General features: G+C 61.7%; 24 protein-coding genes. 15 read left to right on the top strand and 9 right to left on the bottom strand.

Translation table 11 applies throughout. The features are described 5' to 3' along the window. The first annotated feature begins 159 nt into the window (after window positions 1-159). Window positions 160-789 carry a MarC family protein gene (locus ACN0WV_RS14570; protein ID WP_084353515.1) on the top strand — a complete coding sequence of 210 codons (630 nt, stop codon included), beginning with the start codon at window positions 160-162 and terminating at the stop codon, window positions 787-789. Window positions 790-828: 39 nt separating this feature from the next. Beyond that, a complete protein-coding gene (locus ACN0WV_RS14565; RefSeq protein ID WP_417606761.1) occupies window positions 829-1,410 on the top strand; it encodes a retropepsin-like aspartic protease family protein in 582 nt (193 codons plus the stop codon). Between the two features lie 107 nt (window positions 1,411-1,517). Here ACN0WV_RS14565 and ACN0WV_RS14560 read toward each other — a convergent pair whose 3' ends face one another. After that, complete coding sequence (locus ACN0WV_RS14560) at window positions 1,518-1,976, bottom strand: DNA polymerase III subunit chi (protein WP_417606791.1); 459 nt, start codon at window positions 1,974-1,976, stop codon at window positions 1,518-1,520. 66 nt (window positions 1,977-2,042) lie between these two features. Further along, window positions 2,043-3,515: a leucyl aminopeptidase gene (locus tag ACN0WV_RS14555; RefSeq protein WP_417606759.1), complete on the bottom strand. Its 1,473-nt coding sequence runs from the start codon at window positions 3,513-3,515 to the stop codon at window positions 2,043-2,045. Window positions 3,516-3,660: 145 nt separating this feature from the next. Here ACN0WV_RS14555 and lptF point away from each other — a divergent pair, with 145 nt between their 5' ends. From lptF to rsmA, 6 genes are all read left to right on the top strand, one after another. Next, window positions 3,661-4,791, top strand: a complete 1,131-nt coding sequence (gene lptF, locus ACN0WV_RS14550; RefSeq protein WP_084353519.1) for an LPS export ABC transporter permease LptF — start codon at window positions 3,661-3,663, stop codon at window positions 4,789-4,791. Then, a complete protein-coding gene (lptG, locus tag ACN0WV_RS14545) occupies window positions 4,788-5,882 on the top strand; it encodes an LPS export ABC transporter permease LptG (RefSeq protein WP_417606757.1) in 1,095 nt (364 codons plus the stop codon). Before lptF ends, lptG begins: the two co-directional genes overlap by 4 nt. Next, on the top strand, window positions 5,879-8,020 hold the full coding sequence (locus ACN0WV_RS14540; protein ID WP_417606755.1) for an LPS-assembly protein LptD: 2,142 nt from the start codon (window positions 5,879-5,881) through the stop codon (window positions 8,018-8,020). Before lptG ends, ACN0WV_RS14540 begins: the two co-directional genes overlap by 4 nt. 18 nt (window positions 8,021-8,038) lie before the next feature. Continuing rightward, on the top strand, window positions 8,039-9,256 hold the full coding sequence (locus ACN0WV_RS14535; RefSeq protein ID WP_417606753.1) for a peptidylprolyl isomerase: 1,218 nt from the start codon (window positions 8,039-8,041) through the stop codon (window positions 9,254-9,256). Further along, window positions 9,253-10,236, top strand: a complete 984-nt coding sequence (pdxA, locus tag ACN0WV_RS14530) for a 4-hydroxythreonine-4-phosphate dehydrogenase PdxA (protein WP_417606751.1) — start codon at window positions 9,253-9,255, stop codon at window positions 10,234-10,236. Before ACN0WV_RS14535 ends, pdxA begins: the two co-directional genes overlap by 4 nt. A 115-nt stretch (window positions 10,237-10,351) precedes the next feature. After that, window positions 10,352-11,194, top strand: coding sequence for a 16S rRNA (adenine(1518)-N(6)/adenine(1519)-N(6))-dimethyltransferase RsmA (rsmA, locus tag ACN0WV_RS14525; protein ID WP_417606750.1), 843 nt, complete (start codon window positions 10,352-10,354; stop codon window positions 11,192-11,194). A gap of 161 nt (window positions 11,195-11,355) precedes the next feature. Here the strand turns inward: rsmA and ACN0WV_RS14520 are convergent, their stop codons facing one another. The 5 genes from ACN0WV_RS14520 to speB all read right to left on the bottom strand — a co-directional run bounded on the left by ACN0WV_RS14520 (window position 11,356) and on the right by speB (window position 15,744). After that, entirely contained in the window at window positions 11,356-12,072 is a 717-nt protein-coding gene (locus ACN0WV_RS14520; RefSeq protein ID WP_417606748.1) for a DUF4167 domain-containing protein, read from the bottom strand. 223 nt (window positions 12,073-12,295) lie between these two features. Continuing rightward, complete coding sequence (prmC, locus tag ACN0WV_RS14515) at window positions 12,296-13,126, bottom strand: peptide chain release factor N(5)-glutamine methyltransferase (RefSeq protein ID WP_417606746.1); 831 nt, start codon at window positions 13,124-13,126, stop codon at window positions 12,296-12,298. After that, the gene (gene prfA, locus ACN0WV_RS14510) at window positions 13,123-14,172 is read right to left on the bottom strand and encodes a peptide chain release factor 1 (protein WP_084353527.1); all 1,050 of its coding nucleotides are present in this window, start codon (window positions 14,170-14,172) and stop codon (window positions 13,123-13,125) included. The genes prmC and prfA overlap by 4 nt, the downstream gene beginning before the upstream one ends. A gap of 116 nt (window positions 14,173-14,288) precedes the next feature. Then, window positions 14,289-14,696 carry a DUF1499 domain-containing protein gene (locus ACN0WV_RS14505; protein ID WP_417606743.1) on the bottom strand — a complete coding sequence of 136 codons (408 nt, stop codon included), beginning with the start codon at window positions 14,694-14,696 and terminating at the stop codon, window positions 14,289-14,291. Between the two features lie 76 nt (window positions 14,697-14,772). Next, window positions 14,773-15,744, bottom strand: coding sequence for an agmatinase (speB, locus tag ACN0WV_RS14500; RefSeq protein ID WP_417606741.1), 972 nt, complete (start codon window positions 15,742-15,744; stop codon window positions 14,773-14,775). A 180-nt stretch (window positions 15,745-15,924) separates the two neighbouring features. Here speB and mazG point away from each other — a divergent pair, with 180 nt between their 5' ends. The 7 genes from mazG to ACN0WV_RS14465 all read left to right on the top strand — a co-directional run bounded on the left by mazG (window position 15,925) and on the right by ACN0WV_RS14465 (window position 22,344). Beyond that, window positions 15,925-16,743, top strand: a complete 819-nt coding sequence (gene mazG / locus ACN0WV_RS14495) for a nucleoside triphosphate pyrophosphohydrolase (RefSeq protein WP_417606739.1) — start codon at window positions 15,925-15,927, stop codon at window positions 16,741-16,743. Window positions 16,744-16,827: 84 nt separating this feature from the next. After that, entirely contained in the window at window positions 16,828-17,835 is a 1,008-nt protein-coding gene (locus ACN0WV_RS14490; protein ID WP_417606737.1) for a Fe(3+) ABC transporter substrate-binding protein, read from the top strand. Window positions 17,836-17,996: 161 nt separating this feature from the next. Further along, on the top strand, window positions 17,997-18,215 hold the full coding sequence (locus ACN0WV_RS14485) for a DUF6500 family protein (protein ID WP_417606735.1): 219 nt from the start codon (window positions 17,997-17,999) through the stop codon (window positions 18,213-18,215). A gap of 184 nt (window positions 18,216-18,399) precedes the next feature. Beyond that, complete coding sequence (locus tag ACN0WV_RS14480) at window positions 18,400-19,341, top strand: nucleoside hydrolase (protein WP_417606733.1); 942 nt, start codon at window positions 18,400-18,402, stop codon at window positions 19,339-19,341. Continuing rightward, complete coding sequence (locus ACN0WV_RS14475) at window positions 19,338-19,784, top strand: GNAT family N-acetyltransferase (RefSeq protein ID WP_417606731.1); 447 nt, start codon at window positions 19,338-19,340, stop codon at window positions 19,782-19,784. Before ACN0WV_RS14480 ends, ACN0WV_RS14475 begins: the two co-directional genes overlap by 4 nt. 53 nt (window positions 19,785-19,837) lie before the next feature. Continuing rightward, window positions 19,838-21,256, top strand: coding sequence for a protein adenylyltransferase SelO (locus tag ACN0WV_RS14470; protein ID WP_417606729.1), 1,419 nt, complete (start codon window positions 19,838-19,840; stop codon window positions 21,254-21,256). Between the two features lie 320 nt (window positions 21,257-21,576). Next, a complete protein-coding gene (locus tag ACN0WV_RS14465; protein ID WP_417606727.1) occupies window positions 21,577-22,344 on the top strand; it encodes a DUF533 domain-containing protein in 768 nt (255 codons plus the stop codon). A gap of 138 nt (window positions 22,345-22,482) precedes the next feature. Here the strand turns inward: ACN0WV_RS14465 and ACN0WV_RS14460 are convergent, their stop codons facing one another. Further along, window positions 22,483-23,838 carry a TRAP transporter large permease gene (locus tag ACN0WV_RS14460; RefSeq protein ID WP_143514599.1) on the bottom strand — a complete coding sequence of 452 codons (1,356 nt, stop codon included), beginning with the start codon at window positions 23,836-23,838 and terminating at the stop codon, window positions 22,483-22,485. A 3-nt stretch (window positions 23,839-23,841) separates the two neighbouring features. Next, on the bottom strand, window positions 23,842-25,155 hold the full coding sequence (locus tag ACN0WV_RS14455) for a TRAP transporter small permease subunit (protein ID WP_143514600.1): 1,314 nt from the start codon (window positions 25,153-25,155) through the stop codon (window positions 23,842-23,844). Between the last annotated feature and the right edge of the window lie 58 nt (window positions 25,156-25,213).

Below are 25,213 nucleotides of genomic sequence, written 5' to 3'. Positions count from 1 at the left end.
GGCACCTCTACTAGGCGCTGTACGAAACGCTGCTCTGGCAACATGACCAAGGCGGCCCCGTATATAATATAGGCCGCATCTTAATGACCTGCACGCCACCGGCACCCGCGCTGTAAAACGTCTCTTGCCTTCGACGCCCGCTCGTGATCGCAATACCCGATGGACAGCGCCTTTCTCATCACTGCCTTCGTCACGCTTTTCGTGGTCATCGACCCGATCGGCCTGACTCCGGTTTTCATTGCCCTGACCCAAGGCACCAACGCACGCCACCGCAATGCCGTGGCGGTCCGGGCCTGCCTGACCGGCGCGATCCTGCTGACCCTTTTCGCGCTCTTCGGCGAGGCACTACTGGGCTTTGTCGGCATCTCGATGCCCGCTTTCCGCATTGCCGGCGGCATCCTGCTGTTCCTGACCGCGCTCGACATGCTGTTCGAGCGGCGCAACAAGCGCCGCGAAGATCAGGTCAGCGAGCCGGAGGATGAGCCGGACCATCCAGATCCATCGGTATTCCCCCTCGCGATCCCCCTTATCGCCGGGCCTGGTGCCATCGCCTCGATCATTCTTTTGGGCGGACAGACCGGTGACATCGCAGGGTTTATGACCGTCATCGGCGTGATGCTGGGCGTGGTCGCGATGGTCTTCGTGTTGTTCCTCAGCGCCGGTTTTCTGGAACGCGCGCTTGGCAAAACCGGCATCACCGTGGTCACCCGGCTGCTTGGCATGCTTCTGGCCGCGCTGTCCGTGCAATTTGTGCTGGACGGCTTGCGCGCGTTTGGACTGGGCCAGTAGCCTCTGTCATTCGGCGCTGCGCGTCCCTATATAGCCGACATGTCCGATCTCAGCTATGGCAATCTTTTCTACTTATTGCTCCTCGGCGGGGTGCTCGTGTTCTGGTTCTTCATCCAGAATCGCGAGAATCTTGGCCGCAAGGTCCAGCAATTAGCCGCCTGGGGGCTGATCTTTCTGGGCACCATTGCGGCGATCGGCTTATGGGACGACATCCGACAAACCGCTCTGCCCAGCCAGATGGTGTATGCAAGCGAGGGCCGGATAGAACTGCCCCGCGCGCCCGATGGTCATTACTACATGATGTTGGAAATCAACGGCGCGCCGATCCGCTTCATGGTGGATACCGGGGCCAGCGGCATGGTCCTGACCCGGCAGGATGCGAACAGCGCCGGGATAGATGCAGCCGGTCTGCCCTATTTCAGCCAGGCCATGACTGCCAATGGCCCGGTGCAGACCGCCCCCGTCCGTCTGGGGGAGGTCCGCTTGGGCGAGATCACCGATACCGGCTTTCCGGCTTTCGTCAACAGTGGCGAGATGGGGCAATCACTGGTCGGGATGAGCTATCTGCAACGCTTCGACAAGCTGGAAATCAGCCGCGGACAAATGGTGCTGGAGCGTTGAACGATGGCTGCGCAGCGTGAGTGCTGTGTGTCACGGGCAGAAATGCCAAGTTATCCATTACAGAAACTTCGCCTTCTAAGATGCTTCTGTAAAACACTTTCTCGACTTCACCTTTCTGCCTTCTTTTCCCAACGGCCGCTTTCCTCAGACCAATATTGCGCCTGACATCCGGCTTCGATCAGCTCCTTCCACTGCGTCCGAGCGGCCGCCATGGCGTTGTTGTCATTGCCATCGAACAGCACGCAGACTCGTTCCAGTGCGACAACCTCTTGCGGTGTGACCGACGCCCCGTCGATGGCCATGACACATTGCGGATCGTTTGGCAGCGTCGCTTGCGTGGTCAGCAAAACCGGCTGCGCGGCATCATGCGGGCCGCCCTCCATCCCATGCGGCAAAAAATCCTCTTCCCGGCCGAGCCATAGCTTTTGGTCCAGCAAGTCAAGCCGTTCCGTCTCGCACCCCCGAACCGCCACGCGCCAGCCCATGGACAAGGCGCGCGTCAACAGCAGGGGAAGCGCCGCTTCAAGTGGGCGCTGCGTCAGGTGGTAGAAATAGGCCGCCCCCATCACAGCAGGTCCGGTTGACGGAGACTGCAATGCGGCGATGCCAAAGACACGCGCAAGATCATGTGTTCAGCCTTTCTCAAACCGGTCGGCCACCAGCCGGTTCAACGCCAACACGCCCCAGCCCGTCGCCCCCTTTGGCGACAGTGGCAAATCGCGCGAGACATGCGCCACGCCCGCAATATCAAGATGCACCCATGGCACCCCGTCCTGAACAAAACGCCGCAGGAATTGCGCGGCAGTGATGGATCCCGCGGCCCGTCCGCCACTGTTTTTGACGTCTGCCACGGTGCTTTTCATCAGATCGTCATAGGCCTGACCCATCGGCATCCGCCAGGCTCCCTCCGCCTCGGCCCCGGCGGCTTTGAGGAAACCATCCGCCAGATCATCATCGTTGGAGAATACCGCTGCATTCTCGTGGCCCAGGGCAACGATGCAGGCCCCGGTCAGCGTCGCCAGATCGACCATCGCGGCGGGTTTGAAACGGGTTTGCGCGTACCACATCACGTCACACAGCACGAGCCGCCCTTCGGCATCGGTGTTGATCACTTCAACGGTATCGCCTTTCATGGATGTTATAACATCACCCGGCCGCACTGCGTCGCCGGACGGCATGTTCTCGATCAGCCCGACCAGTCCGACGACATTGGCGCGCGCGCCGCGACGGGCCAATGCATGTATGGTGCCTGCAACCGTGCCAGCGCCCCCCATATCCATTGTCATGCTTTCCATTCCAAGCGAGGGTTTCAACGAGATGCCGCCCGTATCAAACACCACGCCCTTGCCAATCAACGCCAGTGGCGCGCTGTCGTCACCCGCCCCGTTCCAGCGCATCACCACAACCTTGGACGGGCTGGACGATCCCCGGCCCACGCAGAGAAGCGCGCCCATCCCAAGCTCTTGCAGTGCGGCCTCCTCCAGCACTTCGACCTCGACGCCAAGATCGCGCAATCCCTCCAGCCGGGTCGCAAATTCCGTCGTGGTCAGCACATTTGCAGGCTCGGACACCAGATCGCGGGTCAGAAAGATGCCCTCGGCCAGGGGCGACACCGACTGCCAGGCGGCCTGCGCTGCCTCCGGCTCATTGCCCATGAACGACACCGCGCCACGGGTCTTGTCATCGGCGGTCTTGTGATCGGTAAAGGCGTAACCGCGCAGTACGAACCCCAGTGCCAATTCCGCGACACGGCGTGTTACATCGGCCAGCACCAGCGTCTCTGCCCCCGCCGCCGCACGCGCCAGCGCCGCGCCGCCCTTCCGCGCCGTGTCGACATCCGGACGGCGCGGCAGCCGCAGAATATCCACAGCTTCGGCGGCCAGACCGACGGGAAAGCCAAGGCTCAGAACTTGCCCGTCCTTCAGCTTGGCGAAGCGGTCGCTGGCAACGGCCCGCGCCACAGCGCCACGCGTCAAACGGTTGACCCGGCGGGCAGCTTGGCCCAGCCGCCCGCCTTCCGGCACGACAACTGCAATCCGGCCCGGTGCCTCTTCGATAGCGGGCAGATCGGTGGCGTGGAAACTGACGGAAACGGGTGTGGTCATGATGGCTCTCCTGCGATGCGGCGGCATGAATCCGCGCTTTGGCCCAACACCTAGCAGCCGACCCGCGTGGTTGACCAGATAGGAGTTTTCCCCCGCCGGGCTTTGGGCTAGGGTCTGTCGGCAACGATAGGTCGGGGGGCAAGGCTTGGGCAGATTCGACAGATATATACTGTCGCAACTTATGGTGCTGTTCGGTTTTTTCGCTCTGGTGCTGGTCTCGGTCTACTGGGTGAACCGGGCCGTAATCCTGTTCGACCGGCTGATAGCGGACGGCCATTCCGCCGGTGTTTTCGTTGAGTTTACAGCGCTTTCCCTGCCAAACGTGATCCGAATGGTCCTGCCTATGGCGGCCTTTGCGGCGGCCGTCTACGTCACCAACCGGCTAAGCGCGGATTCCGAACTCACAGTGGTTCAGGCCACCGGATACAGCCCGTGGCGGCTGGCGCGCCCGGTGTTGATGTTCGGGCTGGTGATCGCACTTATGATGTCCACGCTGACGCATTTTCTGGTGCCCGCCTCCCTGGGGCAACTGCGCGAACGCGAGACCGAGATTTCCGGAAGCGTCTCGGCCCGGCTCCTGCGCGAAGGTGTCTTCCTGCATCCGGTGTCAGACGTCACCTTCTACATCCGCGAGATTTCTGTCGATGGCGAGTTGAGCGACGTCTACCTGTCGGATCGCCGCCAGCCGGACCGCAGTGTGACTTATACTGCCGAGCGCGCCTATATTCTGCGCGATGATGCAGGCCCCAAACTGGTGATGGTCAGTGGTCTTGCGCAAACGATGACATATAAGACGCGGCGACTCTCAACCACGAATTTCAAAGATTTTTCCTATGATATCAGTGCCCTGATCGCGCAAGCAGGAACACCCACGCCGCGCGTCAAACATATGTCCACGATTGATCTGCTGACCCGGACATCCGAAATGGCCACGCTTGCCAAAGACACCAATGGCGAGGTTCTTGAAGAGGCGCATGGCCGCATTCAACAGGCGTTCCTGTGCGTGGTGGCGGCGCTGATCGGTTTCTCGACGCTAATGATCGGTGGGTTCAGCCGTTTCGGTGTGACCCGCCAGATCGTGCTGGCGATCTTCCTGCTGGTGCTGGTGAAGCTGGCGGAAAGCGCCGTCACGGATCCGGTGCGCGAAAACGCAGCGCTTTGGCCGCTGATCTATGTGCCGTCACTTGTCGGATTCGCGCTGGCCGGGGGGTTGCTTTATTCTGCGGCCCGCCCATTCAAGCGGCGGCGCAGAGCTGTTCCAGAGGTGCCAGCATGATCCTGCATTACTACTTTGCACGGCGCTTTTTGTGGATGGTAGTTTCGGTTACGGGCGTGTTCTTCGCGTTCCTGATGCTGCTTGATCTGGTTGAGCAGATGCGCCTGTTCGATGCCTCGGTCAGTTTCGGCGAGGTGCTGGTCCTGACCTTGCTGAACACGCCACAATCTCTGTATCAAATCCTGCCACTGATCCTGATCCTCGCCACGATTGCACTATTCCTGTCGCTTGCGCGCTCGTCAGAGCTGGTGGCGGCGCGGGCGGCGGGGCGATCCGGGTTGGCCGCGCTGATCGCGCCAGTTGCGGTAACGGCCGTGCTGGGCGGGCTGGCTGTTGCGATGGCAAACCCGATCGTTGCCGCCACGTCGAAGCGCTATGACGCGCTGAAGGAAACCTATCGGTCCGGCGGCACCTCTACGCTTTCGATCGGGGCGGACGGGCTTTGGTTGCGACAAGGCGATCTGCGTGGGCAAACCGTCATCCGTGCCGCGCGCGCCAATCCTCAGGCAACGGTCCTGTATGATGTCAGCTTTGTCGCCTATGCGCCGGAAGGCGGGCCGGTCCGGCGGATCGAGGCGGAAACCGCCAGCCTGATTGCCGGCGAATGGGTGTTGTCCAACGCCAAGGCCTGGCCCCTTGTCGCCGGGCTGAACTCTGAAGAAGCGGCGCAGGAGCATGAAACATTGCGGGTGGCCTCCACTCTGACACAAGAGAGTATCCGTGACAGTTTCGGCACCCCTTCCGCGATTGCGGTCTGGGATCTTCCGACATTTATCACCCAGCTTGAAGAGGCCGGATTCAGCGCGCGTCGCCATCAGGTCTGGCTCCAGATGGAGCTTGCCCGGCCCCTGTTCCTGATCGCGATGGTGCTGGTGGGGGCCGCATTCACCATGCGTCATGCGCGCCTTGGCGGCACCGGAATAGCTGTATTGGCGGCGATTCTGTTGGGCTTTGGGCTTTACTACATTCGCAATTTCGCGCAAATCCTCGGAGAGAATGGCCAGCTTGCCCCGGCATTGGCGGCCTGGATCCCGCCCATCGCCTCGGTGCAGCTGGCGATGGGATTGATCCTGCATATGGAGGATGGATGACGCGCCCGCCCCTGCCCTTTGCCGCCCGGCTGTTCCTGTCCTTCTGGCTGACGTTTGGCGCGGCCTTGCCCGCATTGGCGCAGACCAATGATGCGGCGATGCTGGTCGCGGACGAGGTGTTGATCGCGGGCGAAGATCAGTTGATTGCCCGCGGCAATGTCGAGGCGCTGTATCAAGGCAGTCGGCTGACTGCGACGCGCATCACCTATGACCGCGACACCGACACGCTCCAGCTTGACGGACCGATACGTCTGACTGATCCGCAGGGCAACCTTCTGCTGGCCGATAGTGGAACGCTGGACTCGACATTCGAGAACGGGTTGCTGCGCGGCGCGCGCATGGTGCTGGATGAACAGTTGCAGCTTGCCTCGGTCGAGGCACGCCGCGTTGACGGTCGCTATACCCAACTTGCCCGCGTTGCCGTGACCTCTTGTCAGGTCTGCGGTGCCAATCAGGTGCCGCTGTGGCAAATCCGGGCCTCGCGCATCGTGCATGACGAAGAGGAAAAGCAGCTTTACTTCGACAATGCGCAGTTTCGGATACTGGATGTTCCGGTGTTCTACGCGCCCCGCCTGCGCCTGCCTGATCCGACGCTGAAACGCGCGGCGGGCATTCTGATTCCGTCGATCCGATCCAGCACATTGCTGGGGTTCGGCATCAAGGTGCCGTATTTCATCCCGATCGGCGATCATCAGGATGTGACGTTGACGCCCTATCTGTCGCCGGTGACGCGGACGCTGGAGGCGCGGTATCGCCGCGCGTTCCGCAATGGCGATCTGACCGTGAACGCCGCCGTCACGAGCGATACGCTGGACGAAGGCCCACGGCGTGGCTACCTGTTTGCCGAAGGTGCGTTCGATCTTGGCCGCGACTACAAGCTGAGCTTCGATATCGAGATGACCTCGGATGACGCCTATCTCAACGATTACGACTATGCCAGCAAGGACCGGCTGGACAGTGAGTTGACCATTACCCGCACCAAGGCACAGCGCTACTTCGAGATCGGCATCACGCATTATCAATCGCTGGTCGATGGCGAGGACAACGCCACCCAACCGACCATCCTGGCCGACGCGATCTATGAACAGCGGCTATTTCCGGCAGCACTTGGCGGCGAATTGCGGATGGGCCTGACGGCACATGGCCACTTCCGCTATTCGGACGATGACATTATCGGGCGCGACATCAACCGTCTGAATGCAGATCTAAGCTGGCGGCGGCGCTGGACGCTGCCGGGCGGTGTGCGTGCAGGTGTACTTGGTCAGCTGTGGGGCGATGCGTTCAGCATCAGTCAGGACAGCACCAGCGATAACAATGTCGCGCAACTAACCCCCGCAGCGGCCGTGGAACTGCGTTGGCCACTGATCCGCACCGCCGCCAACGACGCGCGCGATGTGATCGAGCCCATCGTACAGTTCGGATGGGCCGGAGGCGACCGCCCCAATATTCCCAACGACGAATCCACCCGTGTGGAGTTTGACGAAGGCAACCTGCTCGCCCTGTCCCGCTTTCCGGCAGCTGACCGGCGCGAACGCGGTTACTCCACCGTTTACGGGTTGCGCTGGATGCGTGACAATCCGTCGGGCTGGAGCGCCGGGCTGACGCTGGGCCGCGTGACCCGCGACGAGGCGGATGACGCCTTTTCACGGTCTTCCGGACTTGGCGGCACGGAAAGCGACTGGCTGGTCGCCGGACATTTCGCCACACGGTCTGGCCTGAATGTGACGGCGCGCGGGCTTTTGGACGGGGACGCACGGTTCTCCAAAGCAGCGGCGCGGGCTGGCTGGACCAACAGTCGGCTGGATCTGGGGGCATCCTACGTCCTGCTGGTCACCGATGCCGCGGAAGACCGACCCGAAGCACTGTCGGAATGGTCCTTTGACGGCAGCTACCGTTTCAACCAGTATTGGACCGGTCTGGCCGACTGGCGCTATGATCTGGCCTCCAGCAACCTCGCGAAGGCGGGTCTGGGCGTGAACTACACCAATGAATGCGTCGAGGTGGGCTTTTCGGTCTCGCGGAAGTTTGCCTCTTCCTCTAACCTTGAGCCATCAACAGATTTTGGCCTGACCGTCGCGCTGAAAGGCTTCAGCACCGGCGGCAGCGCCAAGGACTACCGCCGGTCCTGCGGCGGCTGACTTGGGATGAAATGACATATGCGCTTGCTGAGCTACATCACCGCCACTCTGGCCCTTTGCATCACCGTTCTGACCCTGCCCTCGCCTGCGCTCGCGCAGTTCTCGCCGGTGATCCTGGTCAATGACAGCGCCATTTCCGGCTACGAGCTGGAACAGCGCACCCGTATGCTGACCTTGCTGAACGCACCGGGAAATCCGACGACGCTGGCGCGCGAGCAGTTGATCGACGACCGGCTTCGGGTCGAGGCCGCGTCCGCCGCAGGCATCCGCCCGACCGACGAGGAAATCACCGAAGGAATGACGGAATTCGCCGGCCGCGCCAATCTGAGCCGCGAAGAATTCACGGCTGCGCTGGCCGGAAGCGGTGTCGATGAACAGACGTTCCGCGCCTTTGTGCAGGCCGGTCTGGCCTGGCGTCAGCTGGTGCAGGCCCGGTTCGGATCACGCTCCGCCGCATCCGAGGGTGAAATTGACCGCGCGCTGTCTTCCAGCCGCAGCGGCGGCGGCGTGCGCGTTCTTCTCTCCGAACTCATCATGCCTGCCCCGCCACAACAGGCCGCCGCCGTGCGCGAGCGCGCCAACCGCATTTCGCAGATCAGATCGACCGATGCGTTTTCAGCCGAGGCGCGGCGCTATTCCGCGACGGCCAGCCGTGGGCGCGGTGGACGTCTTGACTGGCAGAACCTGTCCGATCTGCCCCCCCAACTGCAACCGCTGATCCTGGCGCTTGCTCCGGGTGAGGTCACCGACCCGCTGCCTATCCCCAACGCCGTCGCGCTGTTCCAGCTGCGCGCCATTGAAGAGACCGGCTATAAAGCTCCGGAATATGCTGCAATCGAATATGCCGCCTATTACATCCCCGGCGGTCGGACAGAGGCCGCACTGGCCGCAGCCCGCAACATCCAGACGCGCGTGGACACTTGTGACGACCTCTATGGTGTCGCAAAGGGGCAGCCTGCGGAAGTGCTGGACCGGGGCAGCCTGCCCCCTGCCGAAATTCCGACCGATATTGCCGTGGAACTGATGAAGCTGGATGCGGGCGAGGTATCCACCGCATTGACGCGTTCGAACGGTCAAACGCTGGTGTTTCTGATGCTCTGCGGTCGCACACCGGTGCTGACCGAAGAGGTCAACCGCGAACAGTTGACGATGGGCCTGCGCAACCAACGGCTGAATTCCTACGCCAACGGCTATCTCGCGCAGCTTCGCGCCGAGGCGCGCATCCGCAACCGATGACCGATTTGCGCAGCGACGCCCCTATCGCGCTGACCTGCGGCGAACCGGCGGGCATTGGTCCGGAGCTGGCCGTGGCTGCGCGCGCGCGGCTTGGCGGATCGGTGCCGTTTTTCCTGCTGGGCGACCCACGCCACCTGCCGGCCGATGCTGACATCGTTGAGATTGCACATCCGTCAGAGGCCCCGGCTGCGATGGCACGCGGACTCCCGGTGCTGTCCCACGATTTCGACAGCCCCCGGGTGCCGGGCACGCCGCAGACGGATCACGCCGCACATGTGATCGCGGTGATCGAACGGGCTGTGTCTCTGGTGCAAACCGGCGCCGCATCGGCGATCTGCACGCTGCCCATCCACAAACAAGCGCTGGCCGAGGGCGCGGGCTTTGCCTTTCCCGGTCATACGGAATTTCTGGGCCATCTGGCGGGCGTGGATGAGGTGGTGATGATGCTGGCTTCGGATCAGCTGCGCGTGGTGCCCATCACCATCCACATCGCGCTGGACGCGGTGGCACGGGCGCTGACGCCTGCGCTTCTGGAAACACGGCTGCGGATCACCCATGCGGCAATGATCGGCCAGTTCGGCATTCCCGCGCCGCGCATCGCGGTGGCCGGGCTGAACCCGCATGCAGGCGAAGGCGGCCGGATGGGGCGCGAAGAGATCGAGGTAATCGCCCCTGTGCTGGAGCGTTTGCGCGCGGAAGGCATGGATCTGCGTGGGCCGATATCGGCGGATACGATGTTTCATGCAGCAACCAGAACGGGCTACGATGTGGCTGTGGCAATGTATCACGATCAGGCGCTGATCCCGATCAAGACGCTGGACTTCGACCGCGGCGTGAATGTCACGCTGGGACTGCCCTTCGTGCGCACCTCTCCAGACCACGGCACCGCCTTTGACATTGCCGGAACGGGCACGGCCAATCCGACCTCGACCGTGGAGGCGTTGCGTCTGGCCGCACGGCTGGCAGGCGGTGCGGGATGAGTGTGCGCACCAGTCCAATGCTGCGCCGTGTTGGACGTTCAGGAGCCTCCGGCGGGAGAATTTTTGCCAAGAAGAACTGGCAGGGTGTCCATTCGTTGGCCGTGGGTGAGGGGCTGTGAGCGCGATTGACGGTTTGCCGCCGCTGCGCGTGGTGATTGCCGAACATGGCTTGAGCGCACGCAAATCGCTTGGGCAGAATTTCTTGCTGGATCTGAACCTGACGTCCAAGATCGCGCGACAGGCGGGCGATCTGAGCGGCTGTGACGTGCTGGAGATCGGCCCCGGACCGGGCGGCCTGACGCGCGGGCTATTGGCGGAGGGTGCGCGCAAGGTGTTGGCGATCGAAAAGGATGCGCGTTGCCTGCCGGCATTGGCCGAAATCGCCGCCGCCTATCCCGGTCGGCTGGAGGTGGTCGAGGGCGATGCGTTGCAGGTTGATCCCTTGCAGCATCTGAGCCCGCCAATCCGTATCGCGGCGAACCTGCCCTATAATGTGGGGACGGAATTGCTGGTGCGCTGGCTGACGCCGCGTGACTGGCCGCCGTTCTGGCAAAGCCTGACGCTGATGTTCCAGCGCGAAGTGGCCGAGAGGATCGTGGCCGCGCCCGGATCGAAGGCCTACGGGCGATTGGCACTGTTGGCCCAGTGGCGTGCGGATGCGCGGATCGCCATGAGTCTGCCGCCCGAAGCCTTCACGCCCGCGCCAAAGGTGTCGTCGGCCGTGGTGCATCTGACCGCCCTGCCCGCGCCGCGCTACCCTGCCGATCCAAAGGTGTTGGAGCATGTCGTGGCGCGCGCCTTCAACCAGCGTCGCAAGATGCTGCGGGCCGCGCTGAAGGGTGTCGCACCGGACATAGAGGACAGGTTGCTGGCGGCGGGGATCAAACCAACGGACCGCGCCGAGCAGGTGCCGCTTGAAGCATTCTGCGCCCTGGCAAGAGCGGTGGCTGAAGGATAGCTTTGAGGTAATAGTTGGCGCACGCGTCCTGCGGAAATGCGCAAGCGGCAAACCATGTTCTTGGGACCCTTCACGCATTCCGACAGCAAGCTTTAGCGAAAATGCAAGAAAGGCACCCCATCAGGGCGCCTTTTTCAGTGGTTTGCCAAGGCTTGCCGAGACTATTCCGCGGCGTCTTTCGACGTATCCACACCCGGCGCGGCACTGCTGTCGGACGCTGCCTGGCCATCATCGGGGGCCTGCGATTCTGCGCCTTCGGCGGGCTTTTTCGGAGCAGGCTTCTTGCGCGGTTTGCGCACCGGTTTGGGTTTGGGCTCTGCCTGGGCTTCGGCGTCCTGATCGGCCTGGGGTTTCGCCTTGGTCCTTGATTTGGACTTTGCTTCGGGCTGGGGTGCGGCATTCTCGGGCGTATCGACCAGATTGTTGCCGTCCCCATCATCGCTCAGATCCAGGACATCCGGCTGATCGGCGTTGGACGGATCAGCTTTAGGCTGCTGATGAGGCTGCGGTTGTTGCTCCTGACGCTGCCCGTCGTTCTGGGAGGTCGCCTCGCGTTCGGCACGCTCGCGGTCGCGCTGCGCCTGACGCTCGCGGTTCTCGCGTTCCTGCTGTTCTCGGCGGGTATCCTGTTCCCGCTGCGCTTCGCTCAACATGCGCATGTAGTGTTCCGCATGCTGCTGAAAATTCTCGGTTGCGACCCGGTCATTGCTCAGCTGCGCGTCACGGGCAAGCTGATTATACTTGTCAATGATCTGCTGCGGGGTGCCACGCACCTTGCCCTCGGGACCCGAGCTGTCGAATACACGGTTGACGACGTTGCCAACGGTGGAACGGTTGCGGTTCGATTTCGACCGCGATCTTGATTTGGAAGATCTCATATGTCTCTTGATCCAGCCTTGGTTCTGACTGTTGTGTGACCCGGTGGCGCCTCATGCGCTCAACTTAAGGACGGGCCCCATCGATTTCCGGCTTGGCGTCGGCGGCGAGAGCGTAAGCGTTCAGCCATCCCGACTGCTACCGCAATAATCATGTCATCGGCTTCCAGACAAGCAAAAAACACGCGATCAGTAGCAGTTTCGGAAAAATTTGCCACAAAATGACTTAATTGCCGCGGCAAGATACCACGCGCGGCCTGCCATCCATGTCGGGATGCACGATGACGTGCCGAAGTCCGCAACTGCGAAAAATCTCTGCAACGGCAGGGCCCTGCTGCCAGCCGATCTCTACCAGCAAGCGTCCACCGGGGGTCAGGTGATCCGCCGCACGGGTTGCGATCACGCGGTAAGGGGCCAGCCCGTCACCACCGGGGGTGAGCGCGATTTCCGGGTCGTGATTGCGCACCTCGGGTGAAAGATCGGGCATCTCATTGACAGCGATATAGGGCGGGTTGGACACGATTAAATCGAATCGTCCGCTGATCCCGTCAAACCAATCGGCTGTCAGCAGCGTCAGCCGGTCCAGGACCCCGTGGCTCGTCGCATTTTGCGCGGCCACTTCCAGTGCCTTAGCGCTGATATCGCTGGCCACGGCCCGTGCGTCCGGCCATTCGGCCAACAAGGTGACAGCAAGGATGCCCGACCCGGCTCCGAGGTCCAAAATAGATGAACAACGCTCCGTAAGCGACTGCTCTATAATATTTTCCGTTTCTGGACGTGGGTCGAGGACATCTTCGGTGACTGCAAAGCTGCGCCCCCAGAAAAGACGCGTGCCAAGGATTTTGGACACGGGTCGCCGTGCGCAGCGTTCGGCCAGCATCCGGTCCAGTCCCGCCATCGCGGTATCGGGGAAGTCGTCTCGGGCCAGCAATGTCAGTCGTGATGCTTCAACGCCCATCGCGCCCGCAACCAGCGCCCGTGCATCACGGGGCGCGCCGTCTATTCCGGCGGCATGCAGCGTGCGCGTGGCTTGCGCCAGCGCCTCGCTGACCGTCACGCGCCCATCTCGGCCAGGGCCGTGGCTTGCGCATCGGCGGTCAGCGCGTCGATCACCTCGTCCAGATCGCCCTGCATCACCTGATCCAGCTTGTACAGCGTCAGGTTGATACGGTGATCGGTCATGCGGCCTTGCGGGAAATTATAGGTCCGGATGCGTTCGGACCGGTCGCCTGACCCCACCTGCGCCTTGCGGTCGGCAGAACGTTCGCTATCCGCTTTCTGACGTTCCAGATCAAACAACCGTGTGCGCAGCACCTGCATGGCGATTTCTCGGTTGCGGTGCTGGGATTTCTCGGAACTGGTGACCACGGTGTTGGTCGGAAGGTGAGTAATGCGCACGGCCGAATCGGTGGTGTTGACGTGCTGCCCGCCTGCCCCGGAGCTGCGCATCGTGTCGATCCGTAGATCGTTGGGATCGATGCGGATATCGACCTCTTCGGCCTCGGGCAGAACAGCCACCGTGGCGGCGGATGTGTGGATGCGTCCGCCCGATTCTGTCGCAGGCACGCGCTGCACCCGGTGTACGCCGCTTTCATATTTCAGCCGGGCAAAGACGTTCTGGCCGGTGATCCGGGCGGTCAATTCGCGAATGCCGCCAAGCTCGGTCTGCTGCTCCTCGAGGATTTCCAGCTTCCAGCCATGGCTTTCGGAATAGCGCTGATACATGCGCAGCAGATCGCCCGCGAAAAGTGCGGCCTCTTCCCCACCGGTTCCGGGCCGGATCTCCAGCACGGCCGGGCGCGCATCGGCTGCATCCTTGGGCAAAAGCGCCAGTTGCAACGCGTGTTCGGCCTCTGGCAGCGCGGCGCGCAGGGCTGGCAGTTCTTCCTCGGCCAGTTCCTTCATGTCGGGGTCGGACAGCATCTCTTCAGCTTCGGACAGATCCGCCTGAAGCCTCTCATAGGCGCGGATTTGTTCGACGACGGGGCGGAGTTCGGCATATTCGCGGCCCAATGCGGCAATATCGCCGCCGCCCTGGGCCATCTTGGCCTCCAGGAACTCGAACCGTTCGGATATCTGGGCAAGTCTGTCTGCTGGAACCATGCCGGTGCATGTCCCCTATTGCGCGGGTTTGGTCAAGGCCCTGCCCTGCCTGCCAATGCGCAGACACGCCGGTTTTACGAGGTTGCACAGCCGGGTCCATGCACGGGCGCATGGCCTCAGGTCTGGCTCAGCGCCTGAAGCCAGTCATCAACCCGCGCGGCATTCACACCGAAATCCGCCTTGCCAAAGCGCAGCCGGGCCAAGATGCGGATCTGGCCATTCACCAGCTGCACGGTGGTATAATCTGGAAAGCCAAATCCGGCAGAGCGGGTGACATAGGTGATGTGCCCCCCTGCCACCGATCCGGCCAATACCTTGGTGCGCGGGGTGGTTCGGGCGATTTCATCGAGCTTCGCCAGTGTTTCCGCATCGCCGGGGATGATGCGCCGCGCGCCGTCCGTCAGGGTTTCGTCTGTGTCAAAGCCAAGCGGCACATGCCAACGCGCAGCATCGGTTGGTGCCAGTCGAATATAGACCATCAGGGCGATTACTAGAACAAGGACAATCAGCGCTGCGGTTTTCATCTATCTCTCCAATGCGGAGGGCGCGGATAAGCCACCGCAGCTGAGTCTTCAAGTGGTGGTGCCCGATCCGGCGGTGCTATCCGCCCATTCCCAGCCGCGTCCATCCGATCAGGCAGAGGATCTCCATCGCGACATGCGCGCCCGCGACGGCCGTGATGCCCGCGGGGTCGAAAGGCGGCGAAACCTCAACCACATCGCCGCCGACAAACGCCACCCCGGCCATACCGCGCAGGATCGCGGCGGCCTGCGCCGAACTCAGCCCACCCCAGACCGGAGTACCGGTACCGGGTGCAAAGGCCGGGTCCAGCCCGTCAATGTCAAAGCTGAGATAGGCGGGCGTTTCGCCCACGATCTCGCGGATGCGGTCCGCCACGGCCTGCGCCCCGATCCGGTGAACCTCTGGCGCGTCGATGATGTGCAGGCCCATCGTATCGGGATTGGTCGTGCGGATGCCGATCTGGACAGAGCGCGCCGGATCAATCAGCCCCAGCTTCACCGCCTTGTAGACGAATGTGCCGTGGTCGATCCGATCCATATCATCATCCACCCAACTGTCGGAATGCGCATCGAACTGCACAAGCGCCAGTGGCCCGTGTTTTGCGACATGCGCCTTCAAGAGCGGCAGTGTGATGAAGTGGTCGCCGCCCAGTGTCAGCATCGCCGCGCCCGACGCGATGATCCTGTCGGCATGTGCTTCCAGCGTCGCGGGGAATTGGGACGTCTTGGCGTAATCAAAAGCCAGATCGCCGTAATCCACCACTGTCATGTCGCTTAGCGGGTCGACCCCCCAGCCATAAGGCGGGTCATAAGGTTGCAGCAGGCTCGCCTCGCGGATTGCGCGCGGGCCCAGGCGCGTACCAGGGCGGTTGGTCACGGCCTGATCGAAAGGCACGCCCGTCACCGCCACGTCAACGCCGGTCAGGTCCTTGGTATAGCGCCTGCGCAGAAAGGACGCCGCACCGCCAAAGGCGTTTTCATAGCTTAAGCCCCGTGCGTCGTCGCGTGTAAAGGCATGGTCGATCTGGGTCTTTGCGTCTTCAAGCGCCATTGGGCCACCTCTATCAACTAATCTTCCCTCACCGCGCCCGTGCCCCGGCGGTCAAGCCATCACGACATCGTCGCCCCCTCTGACCCTGCTGTTGACCGGAACGGTCTGCGACAGGCACGGGTGGACTTCGCACGGCGCTGTTGTCAGTTTGCATCTGACGCGAAACCATGGATCTACGCAATGCCCGAAGACAGCCTGATCACCGACCCGAATGGCGGCATGCCGCGCCTGCGCGAAATCATGCGCCGCTTGCGGGATCCGAAAACTGGATGCCCTTGGGACATCGAACAGACATTCGCCACCATCGCCCCCTACACGATCGAAGAAGCCTACGAGGTTGCCGACGCCATCGAACGCGAGGCATGGGACGAGTTGAAAGGCGAATTGGGCGATCTGCTGTTTCAATCGGTCTTTCATTCGCAGATGGCCGAAGAGGCGGGCATGTTCACCTTCGAGGACGTCGTCGACACCATGTCCGACAAGATGGTGGCCCGCCATCCGCATGTCTTTGGCGCGGACTCCAACGCCAAAAGCGCCCGGCAGCAGACCATCGACTGGGAAGAAACCAAAGCCACCGAACGCGCCGCCAAGGCACAGACCGGCGCGCTGGAGGGCGTGGCCGTGGGCCTGCCGGCCTTGCTGCGGGCGGTGAAGCTGCAAAAACGCGCGGCTCGGGTGGGGTTCGACTGGCCCGAAACCGAACAGGTGCTGGACAAGATCGCCGAGGAATGTGCCGAACTGCGCGAGGCGCATGCCTCTGGCGACAAGACCCATACCGAAGAAGAGCTGGGCGATTTGCTGTTTGTCATGGCCAATCTGGCGCGTCATCTGGACATTGATCCAGAGGCAGCCCTGCGCGGCGCAAACGCCAAGTTCTCGCGCCGTTTCAAGGGGGTAGAAAACGCTCTTGAAGCGATGGGAAAGCGCCCCGAACAGTCCGATCTGGCAGAGATGGACGCACTTTGGGACGCGGAAAAACGCCGCGAACGTCAATCCTGACAAAAATGTTCGGGTAGCGCATTGACCGAGCAAAACACTCGGAATAGACAGGTCGCAGAAAATGTGAACCCGAAAGGACGACCCATGTATCGCCTGACTTGCGCGACTGCCCTGATGCTGACCACCGCCATGCCTGCCCTTGCCGAAGGCATCGTCAATATCTACTCATACCGCCAGCCTGAACTGATCGCGCCCCTGACGGACGCCTTCACGGCAGAGACCGGCATTGATGTGAACGTGGCCTATCTGGACAAGGGCATGGTCGAACGACTGCAAGCCGAGGGCGATCGCTCGCCCGCCGATATGGTGCTGACCGTGGACATCTCGCGCCTGTCCGCCGTGGTCGAGGCCGGGCTGACCCAACCGGTCGAGACCGAAACGCTGACATCGAACGTGCCCGCGCAATACCGCGACCCCGATGGCAACTGGTACGGCCTGACCACCCGCGCGCGGATCGTCTATGCCTCGAAGGAACGCGTCGATCCGGCAGAGGTCACCACCTACGAGGATCTTGCGGATCCCAAATGGGAAGGTCGGATCTGCACCCGTTCGGGCACGCATCCCTATAACGTCGCGCTGGCCTCAGCGGTGATCGAGCATCACGGCGAAGAAGTCGCGAAAGAATGGCTTGGCGGCTTGAAGGCCAATCTGGCGCGCAAACCGCAAGGCAATGACCGCGCACAGGTCAAGGCGATCTGGGCCGGCGAATGCGATATCGCCATCGGCAACACCTATTACATGGGCAAGATGCTGGCAGATCCCGAACAGGCGGAATGGGCCAACTCGGTCAACGTGCTGTTCCCGGAATTCGAAGACAGCGGCACCCATGTGAACATCTCGGGTGTGGCGCTGACGAAATCCGCGCCCAACAAGGAAAACGCCATCAAGATGATGGAATTCCTGACCTCGCCCAAGGCGCAGGAAATCTACGCCCACGCCAACTTTGAATATCCCATCGCCGAGGGCACAGAGGCCGATGAGGTGGTGCAAAGCTGGGGTGAGTTCACACCGGACGAAACCAACCTGATGGCGTTGGCCGCCCACCGCGCCGCCGCCTTGCGGATCATCGAAGAGGTCGATTTCGACGGCTGATCCTATTTACATCGAGCAGCCCAAGGCCCCGTCCATCAATGGCGGGGCCTTTTGGTTTTCTGGGCAAGGTCGGCTTCGAGCCCAATATCCTAAGTTGCAGCGCTCGTAAGTTCGCCTTATGTTCTCGCTGATCATTTATCGCAGAAGAAGCCGCAACCAGTATGAGAGCAATTTTAAGAAACAAGGCAGTCGCGGTCTGTAATGACAAGATCGCCAAAAAGGGAGAGACCGTAGGTCTTTCTTTCTATGCGTTTTTTGCCAACAGAAATAATGATCCAGCGTTGCTTATGGAAGCAGCCGAATGGTGGATCAAAACGCACGAACTGGATCACTTTGAGAAAGCAGTGAAAATTCGAGATATGATCATTTCCGGTGTTTGACCAACGGCAAATTTGTCCTGCATAGCTTCTGCTGCGCGCTCCTTGGGTCGCGCACTCCATCGTCGGCGATGTCCTGCTTTGATACAGCCATTTCGCTTGCGACGTTGGCAGGGCTCTGTCACATGCAAGAGCCATAAATGCCTCGCGTCACAGGCAGACAAACAGACAGTCAGGGAGAACGGCAATGACAGCACGCAAGATCATCATCGACACTGATCCCGGTCAGGACGATGCGGTGGCCATTCTGCTGGCGCTTGCCTCTCCCGAAGAGATCGAGGTGCTGGGCATCACAGCGGTGGCCGGAAACGTACCGCTGGCGCTGACCCAAAAGAACGCGCGCATCATTTGCGAATTGGCGAACCGCACCGATATTCCCGTTTTTGCGGGCTGCGATGCACCGCTGAAAAGACCGCTGGTCACGGCCGAGCATGTGCATGGCAAGACCGGGCTTGACGGGCCTACCCTTCCCGATCCGACAATGCCGCTGCAAGATGCCCATGCGGTCGATTTCATCATCGAAACCCTGCGCGCACATCCTGCCGGGACGGTCACGCTTTGCCCGCTGGGGCCGCTGACCAATATCGCCACCGCGCTGGAAAAGGCACCGGATATTGCCGCGCGCATTGCCGAGATCGTGCTGATGGGCGGTGCCTATTTCGAGGTGGGCAACATCACCCCCGCCGCAGAGTTCAACATCTATGTCGATCCGGAAGCCGCTGATATCGTGTTCAGATCCAGCGCACCGATTACGGTCATGCCGCTGGACGTGACGCATAAGGCACTGGTCACGAAGCCGCGCAACGATGCGTTCCGCGCCTTGGGCACGCCCGTGGGCGAGGCCGTGGCTCTGATGACCGACTTTTTCGAACGGTTCGACAAGGAGAAATACGGCAGCGCAGGCGCGCCACTGCACGACCCTTGCGTCACCGCTTATCTGATCCGGTCGGACCTGTTCACCGGCCGTCACATCAATGTCGAGATCGAAACGACCTCGGAACTGACATTGGGGATGACCGTCGCCGATTGGTGGGGCGTCACCGACCGCCCGGCCAATGCGACCTTCATGGGCGATCTGGACGCGGACGGCTTCTTTGCGCTGCTGACGGAAAGACTGGCCCGGCTATGAAGACCCTGCATCTGGCAGGCCCCGACGATCTGCCCCGGCTGTTGCCCTTGGTCGCCGCCTTTCACACGCATCAGGCGTTCGACACCGATACCGACCATCAGACAGCCGCGATCCTGCCCCTGCTGGAAGGCTCGCCGCATGGCGCGATCTGGCTGATCGGTCCGCGCAAGGCACCCGTGGGCTATGTCGTCGTCACCTTCGGCTGGTCGGTCGAATATGGCGGGTTGGACGGGATCGTTGACGAGTTGTATATCCGCCCCGCCGTGCGTGGCCGCGGCATGGGGTTCGAGGCGGTCAATTCGCTGGCTCACGCCCTGCGCGACAATGGCGTTCGGGCGCTGCATCTTGAGGCCGACCGCAGTGATGAAACGCTATCCCGGTTTTACAGGCGCAGCGGGTTTCGCCCGCGCGAAGGGTATCTGTTCATGTCGCGGGTGCTGTAGCGCCCTGACATTAACGCACTGGCATTCCCGGCCCGAATGCCTATTTGTGGGGTATGACCCTGCATATCCCCTTCGACAATTCCTACGCCGCCCTGCCCGATGGCTTCTACACCCGGCAAGTTCCGACACCGGTCCCGGCCCCGCAGTTGATCGTGTTCAACCACGCGCTTGCGGCGCAGATGGGCATGGAAGGCACGGATGACCCCCGTCTTGCGTCGATCTTCGCGGGCAATGAGGTGCCGCAGGGCGCGGCCCCCTTGGCGCAGCTTTATGCAGGCCACCAGTTTGGCCAGTTCAATCCGCAGCTTGGCGATGGTCGCGCAGTTCTACTGGGCGAGACCGTGGGCCGCGACGGGCGACGCCGCGACATCCAGCTCAAGGGCTCCGGTCCCACGCCATATTCCCGAAGCGGCGATGGTCGCGCTTGGCTGGGGCCAGTGCTGCGCGAATATCTTGTCTCCGAGGCAATGCATGCGCTTGGCGTGCCCACCACGCGCGCGCTGGCTGCCGTCCGCACCGGAGAGCTCGTCTACCGCGAGGCCGCCCTGCCCGGTGCCGTGCTAACCCGCGTGGCCGCCAGCCACATCCGTGTCGGCACGTTTCAGGTCTTTGCCGCACGCCGCGACACGAAGGCGCTTCGCGAATTGATGGACCATGCCATCGCGCGTCATTACCCGGACGCCGATGGCCCGCGCGGGTTCTTGCAGGCGATGATTGCCGCGCAGGCGAAGCTGGTGGCGCAATGGATGTCGGTCGGCTTTATCCACGGGGTGATGAACACGGACAATTGCGCAATCTCGGGCGAGACGATCGATTACGGCCCCTGTGCCTTCATGGATGTCTACAATCCCGATACGGTTTTTTCGTCCATCGACCGTCGTGGCCGTTACGCCTATGCCAATCAGGCCGATATCGTCATCTGGAACATAGCACAGTTGGCGACATCTCTGGTGCCGCTGATGCCCGATACGGATGAGGCCGTGAAGGGCTTTACCGATGATGTGCAAGGCATGGCCGAGCAGATCCGCGCACAGTGGTTGACGCGGTTCGCCGCGAAGATCGGCATCACGGAACCTCAGCCCGAAGATGCCGCGCTGATCGGCGACCTGCTGACCACGATGGATGAGAACCAGGCGGATTTCACCAACACGTTCCGCGCACTTGTCTCTGGCGATGCCCGCGACCAGTTCACCGATCCTGCGGCGTTTGAGCTTTGGGCCGAGGGTTGGAAGCAACGGTTGGACGGCGAGGCAGATCCGCAGGCGGTGATGACTTCTGCCAACCCCGCCTACATCCCGCGCAATCACCGCGTGGAGCAGATGATCGAGGCTGCGGTTGCAGGCGATGACGCGCCGTTCCACCGGATGCTGGACATTCTGTCTCGTCCTTACGAGAACCAACCGGGTGCCGAGGACCTGACCCGCCCGCCCCTGCCCGCCGAGGTTGTGCCCGCGACATTCTGCGGAACCTGACCGTCAAGCCAAGCGGCACTGGCGTCAATTCTTGTGCGCGGCATCCATGCGTGACGACGCAAAGCCAGCCAGGCGAAGCGGTCGTATGTCCTGAACGGGACCCCTGCGAACATGTTTCAGGTCGCGTCATGGCTGATCGTGCTGGCCGGGGCAGTTCGGTGCCGCGAATTTCGTGACACCGAACGACTTACCGGCTGGTCAATCGGCTGGGCCGCGACCCGGATCTGGTCTGAGCCGGACCACAGTTTTTCGGTTACAGAACGGTCCCGACGTGTCATGTTGGCGTTCAGGTTTAAGCAATTAACCAGGGAGATTAGCAAATGAGCCTCATGGGAACGCTGGCCAAGATCGCCATCGGATATGCCTCGGCGCGCGGCATCGACAAACTGACAAGTGGTCAGGGTATGGGCGGCGGCGCTCAGGTCAAAAGCACCGAAACTGGCGGGCTTGGCGATATGATGTCGCAGATGACCGGCGGCACCGAAGGGCAGACCAACCCATTGCAGGGGCTGATGGAACAGATGCAGAAAGGCGGGCTGGATCTGTCGGCATTGATGGGCGGCGGACAATCCGGCGAGAGCGGAGACAAGGGCGGATTGCTGTCCTCTGCGCCCGGCGGTGGCACCGGATTGGCGGGCATGCTTGCCGGTGTCGGTGCGATGGCTCAGGCGCAAGGCAAAGGACTTGGCGGGTTGATCGACCAGTTCAACACCGCCGAAACCGCACCGGATGCCGAGGCCGCCGCAGCGCTGATGCTGCGCGCGATGATCCAGGCGGCCAAGGCCGATGGCGGGATCGACGATGCCGAGAAGGCGAAGATCCTGGAAACCGTCGGCGATGATGCCAATGCCGAAGACATGGCCTTTATCAAGGACCAGCTTGCGGCGGATGTGGATATCAAGGGGCTGGCGGCTGACACGCCTGCCGCGCAAAAGATGCAGGTTTATTCTGCCTCCCTGACCACGATCCGTGTGGATACGCAGGCAGAAGCGCAGTATCTTCATCAACTGGCACAGGCATTGGGCATTCCCGAAGCCGGGGTCAATGCGATGCATGTACAACTGGGCCTGAGACCGCTTTACGCCTGAACCGCACCGCACAGACCCAAGTAAAAAAACGGCTGCGCACCCATCGGATCGCGCAGCCGTTTTGTTTCGAATGCCTTAAGTCGGTCAAGGCGGGGTGCAGCAGCCCTGCCGTTTGGCCAGCCGCTGCACCGAGCCGGCTCAGCCGTAAACCAGCCTTGGCAGCCATGTGATGATCTGCGGGAAGACCATGCAGAGCACCAGGCCGACAATCTGTAGGAACAGGAAGGGCAGCGCGGATTTGAAGATATCGGTCATCGGGATGTAATCAGGGGCGACGCCACGCAGGTAGAACAGCGCATAGCCAAAGGGCGGCGACAGAAAGCTCATCTGCATGTTCACCAGGTACAGCACACCGAACCACAGCACCAGATCGTCCGGACTGTCGAGGCCGAAGGCCTGCGCCCCCAGCACCTTGATGATCGGCACGAAGATCGGCACGCACAGCAACAAGATACCGACCCAGTCAAGGAACATCCCCAGAGCCACCAGCAGGATCTGCATCAGGATCAGGATGCCCCACGGGCCAAGCCCGGTCGCGGCAAGCGATTCCTGAACGAATTGCTGCCCGCCTTCCAGCACATACAGCCCGACAAAGATCGTCGCGCCGAACATGATCCAGATCACCATGGCCGACGCCTTAAGCGTGGTGGTGCAGGCTTCTCTGATCGTCGGCCAATCCAGTTTGCGGTGGATCGCCGCCACGATGAAGGCGCCGAATGTGCCGATGCCTGCGGCCTCCACCGGGGTGGCCACGCCCGTGAAGATGATCCCCAGCACGACAACAACGAGCGTGATCGGCGCAGCCATCTTGCCGACAAGCTGCACCTTTTCCGCATTGGACACCCGTTCCTCTACCGGGATGGCCGGGCCAAGCGCGGGATTGATATAGGACCGTATCACCACATAAGCGATATACATCCCCGACAGAAGCAGGCCCGGAATCACCGCGCCGATGAACAGCTCGCCCACCGATTGTTCAGCCACCACGGCGTAGATGATGGCAAGGATCGAGGGCGGGATCAGAATGCCCAACGTGCCCCCCGCCATGATCGAGCCCATGGCGATCTTCGGATCGTAGTGGCGCTTCAGCATCGCGGGCAAGGCAATGATGCCCATCGTCACCACCGCTGCCCCGATCACGCCGACCATCGCGGCCAGGATGGTAGAGGCGATGATCGTGGCCGCCGCCAGACCGCCTTTCAGCCCGCCCATGACCTTGTAGATCACGTCGAACATGTCGTTGATGATGCCTGCCCTTTCCAGCATCGCCGCCATGAAAATGAACAGCGGAATGGCCGAAAGCTGATAATTCGTCATCAGCGGGAAGATGCGGCTTGGCACGATGTTCAGCGCCCGAGCGTCACCCAGGATAAACAGGAACACGCAGGCCAGACCACCCGTCACGAAGGCCAGCGGCAAGCCGGCCATGAGAAGCGCCAGAAGGCTGCCGAACATGATCAGCGTCAGCCAGGCGATGTCGATTTCTATACCCATGCCTCAGTTCCCCCGCGCGATTTCACGGATGTCTTTGGACAGCTTGGAGACACCTTGCAGCACCAGCAGCAGGCCCCCGATCACCATCACCCATTTCATTGGCCAAAGTGGCACTTCCCATTCGTTGAAGCTGATCTCGCCCCAGCGGATGTTTGGGTCGCTCCACTGGTTCGCACCGAACCCGCTCAGCATCTCGCCAAAGCCGATCTGCCCACGCGCCCAGTCCGACAACACGGAATTGCCCGACGGCACAGCGATTGCGTCCATGGCAAAGATCCACGACGTCACCAACAACGTGCCTGCGAAGATAAAGAAGAAGATCGAGGTCAGCAGATCGACCCAGGCCTTTTTCGGGCGCGTGAGCGGTGCGTAGAAAATATCGACGCGCACATGGCTTTCGGTCAGCATCGCATATGACCCTGCAATCAGGTATTGCATGCCGAACATCAGGTACATTGCCTCATGCGCCCAGTTGGTGGGGCTGTTGAAAACGTAGCGGGCAATCACCTCGTAATAGTAGACAAAAACCGCGATCACCGCCCAGTAGGCGACAAATTCACCGCAGAACAGCGACAACCGGTCAATCCAGTTCTCGGCGTATTCGGCGTCTTTCTTCGGGGCCTCGGCAGCCTCTGCCGCAGCGAGGGCGGCTTCGGTTTCGCTCATCTCTTCATGCGCGGGCAGCTTGTCATTTGCGTTTCGCACCAAAGAGGGCATCAAAATCATGTCAATCAGCAACAACGCCAGGATCAGATACAGCGCGTAACCTCCCGCATCGTCCCAAAAAGCGCGCGTCCTTGCCGCCTCGTCCCGCTGGGGCGCTTTCTCTTCCAAGGTATTGCGAGCGGCTTCAAGCCGCGCTTCGCCCTTGGAAATCGTATCCTGCGCACGGGTCAGGCGACGCTCGGCAGATTTCTGCGTGAAAGACCCGGCTTCGGCAGCATCATAGGTGGCCTGAAGCTCTTCCAGATTGGCGCGCGCTTCATCGACGCGGGATTCTTCGCGATCCAATGTCCGTTCGGCCACACGCAATTCATTGGCAAAACCCGACAGGATGGTGCGGGCGTCCTGCGTCTGGCCATTGGCATACAGCACAAAAAGGAAGATCGGCAGATAGACCAACCCCCACATGTTCTTGAGATAAAACCGGTGCAGACCGATAATGCCGCCGGTGACGGCGATCATGTAGCCCAACGGCAATGTATAGCGTTTTTCTTGCGGCTGCGGTCGGCGCGACAAGATCATCGCGACAATGGGAAAGACGATAAGCCCGACCCAGTACAACCAATGCGGCAGCGTGAAGCTGAGCCCCGGCATTAAATTCTCCATGGCTGTCAGAGACAAAAAGTGCCGTCCGGAATGGTCCGGACGGCGA

Source organism: Primorskyibacter flagellatus, from assembly GCF_048268605.1.
GTDB classification, from domain to species: Bacteria; Pseudomonadota; Alphaproteobacteria; order Rhodobacterales; family Rhodobacteraceae; genus Primorskyibacter; species Primorskyibacter flagellatus.
Note: the sequence above shows the minus strand (reverse complement) of the source record. Positions and strands in the feature narration are given on the sequence as shown.

What these genes read in the sequence shown, in the direction of transcription:
- ACN0WV_RS14540 (WP_417606755.1), top strand. Translation starts at nt 5,879, where the DNA reads ATGACGCGCCCGCCCCTGCCCTTTGCCGCCCGGCTGTTCCTGTCCTTC.
- ACN0WV_RS14535 (WP_417606753.1), top strand. Translation starts at nt 8,039, where the DNA reads ATGCGCTTGCTGAGCTACATCACCGCCACTCTGGCCCTTTGCATCACC.
- speB (WP_417606741.1), bottom strand. Translation starts at nt 15,744, where the DNA reads ATGGCGCTTGAAGACGCAAAGACCCAGATCGACCATGCCTTTACACGC.
- ACN0WV_RS14475 (WP_417606731.1), top strand. Translation starts at nt 19,338, where the DNA reads ATGAAGACCCTGCATCTGGCAGGCCCCGACGATCTGCCCCGGCTGTTG.
- ACN0WV_RS14455 (WP_143514600.1), bottom strand. Translation starts at nt 25,155, where the DNA reads ATGCCGGGGCTCAGCTTCACGCTGCCGCATTGGTTGTACTGGGTCGGG.
- lptG (WP_417606757.1), top strand. Translation starts at nt 4,788, where the DNA reads ATGATCCTGCATTACTACTTTGCACGGCGCTTTTTGTGGATGGTAGTT.
- ACN0WV_RS14485 (WP_417606735.1), top strand. Translation starts at nt 17,997, where the DNA reads ATGAGAGCAATTTTAAGAAACAAGGCAGTCGCGGTCTGTAATGACAAG.
- ACN0WV_RS14490 (WP_417606737.1), top strand. Translation starts at nt 16,828, where the DNA reads ATGTATCGCCTGACTTGCGCGACTGCCCTGATGCTGACCACCGCCATG.
- ACN0WV_RS14505 (WP_417606743.1), bottom strand. Translation starts at nt 14,696, where the DNA reads ATGAAAACCGCAGCGCTGATTGTCCTTGTTCTAGTAATCGCCCTGATG.
- ACN0WV_RS14560 (WP_417606791.1), bottom strand. Translation starts at nt 1,976, where the DNA reads ATGGGGGCGGCCTATTTCTACCACCTGACGCAGCGCCCACTTGAAGCG.
- ACN0WV_RS14480 (WP_417606733.1), top strand. Translation starts at nt 18,400, where the DNA reads ATGACAGCACGCAAGATCATCATCGACACTGATCCCGGTCAGGACGAT.
- ACN0WV_RS14565 (WP_417606761.1), top strand. Translation starts at nt 829, where the DNA reads ATGTCCGATCTCAGCTATGGCAATCTTTTCTACTTATTGCTCCTCGGC.
- ACN0WV_RS14465 (WP_417606727.1), top strand. Translation starts at nt 21,577, where the DNA reads ATGAGCCTCATGGGAACGCTGGCCAAGATCGCCATCGGATATGCCTCG.
- ACN0WV_RS14555 (WP_417606759.1), bottom strand. Translation starts at nt 3,515, where the DNA reads ATGACCACACCCGTTTCCGTCAGTTTCCACGCCACCGATCTGCCCGCT.
- mazG (WP_417606739.1), top strand. Translation starts at nt 15,925, where the DNA reads ATGCCCGAAGACAGCCTGATCACCGACCCGAATGGCGGCATGCCGCGC.
- ACN0WV_RS14460 (WP_143514599.1), bottom strand. Translation starts at nt 23,838, where the DNA reads ATGGGTATAGAAATCGACATCGCCTGGCTGACGCTGATCATGTTCGGC.
- prfA (WP_084353527.1), bottom strand. Translation starts at nt 14,172, where the DNA reads ATGGTTCCAGCAGACAGACTTGCCCAGATATCCGAACGGTTCGAGTTC.
- pdxA (WP_417606751.1), top strand. Translation starts at nt 9,253, where the DNA reads ATGACCGATTTGCGCAGCGACGCCCCTATCGCGCTGACCTGCGGCGAA.
- ACN0WV_RS14520 (WP_417606748.1), bottom strand. Translation starts at nt 12,072, where the DNA reads ATGAGATCTTCCAAATCAAGATCGCGGTCGAAATCGAACCGCAACCGT.
- ACN0WV_RS14470 (WP_417606729.1), top strand. Translation starts at nt 19,838, where the DNA reads ATGACCCTGCATATCCCCTTCGACAATTCCTACGCCGCCCTGCCCGAT.
- ACN0WV_RS14570 (WP_084353515.1), top strand. Translation starts at nt 160, where the DNA reads ATGGACAGCGCCTTTCTCATCACTGCCTTCGTCACGCTTTTCGTGGTC.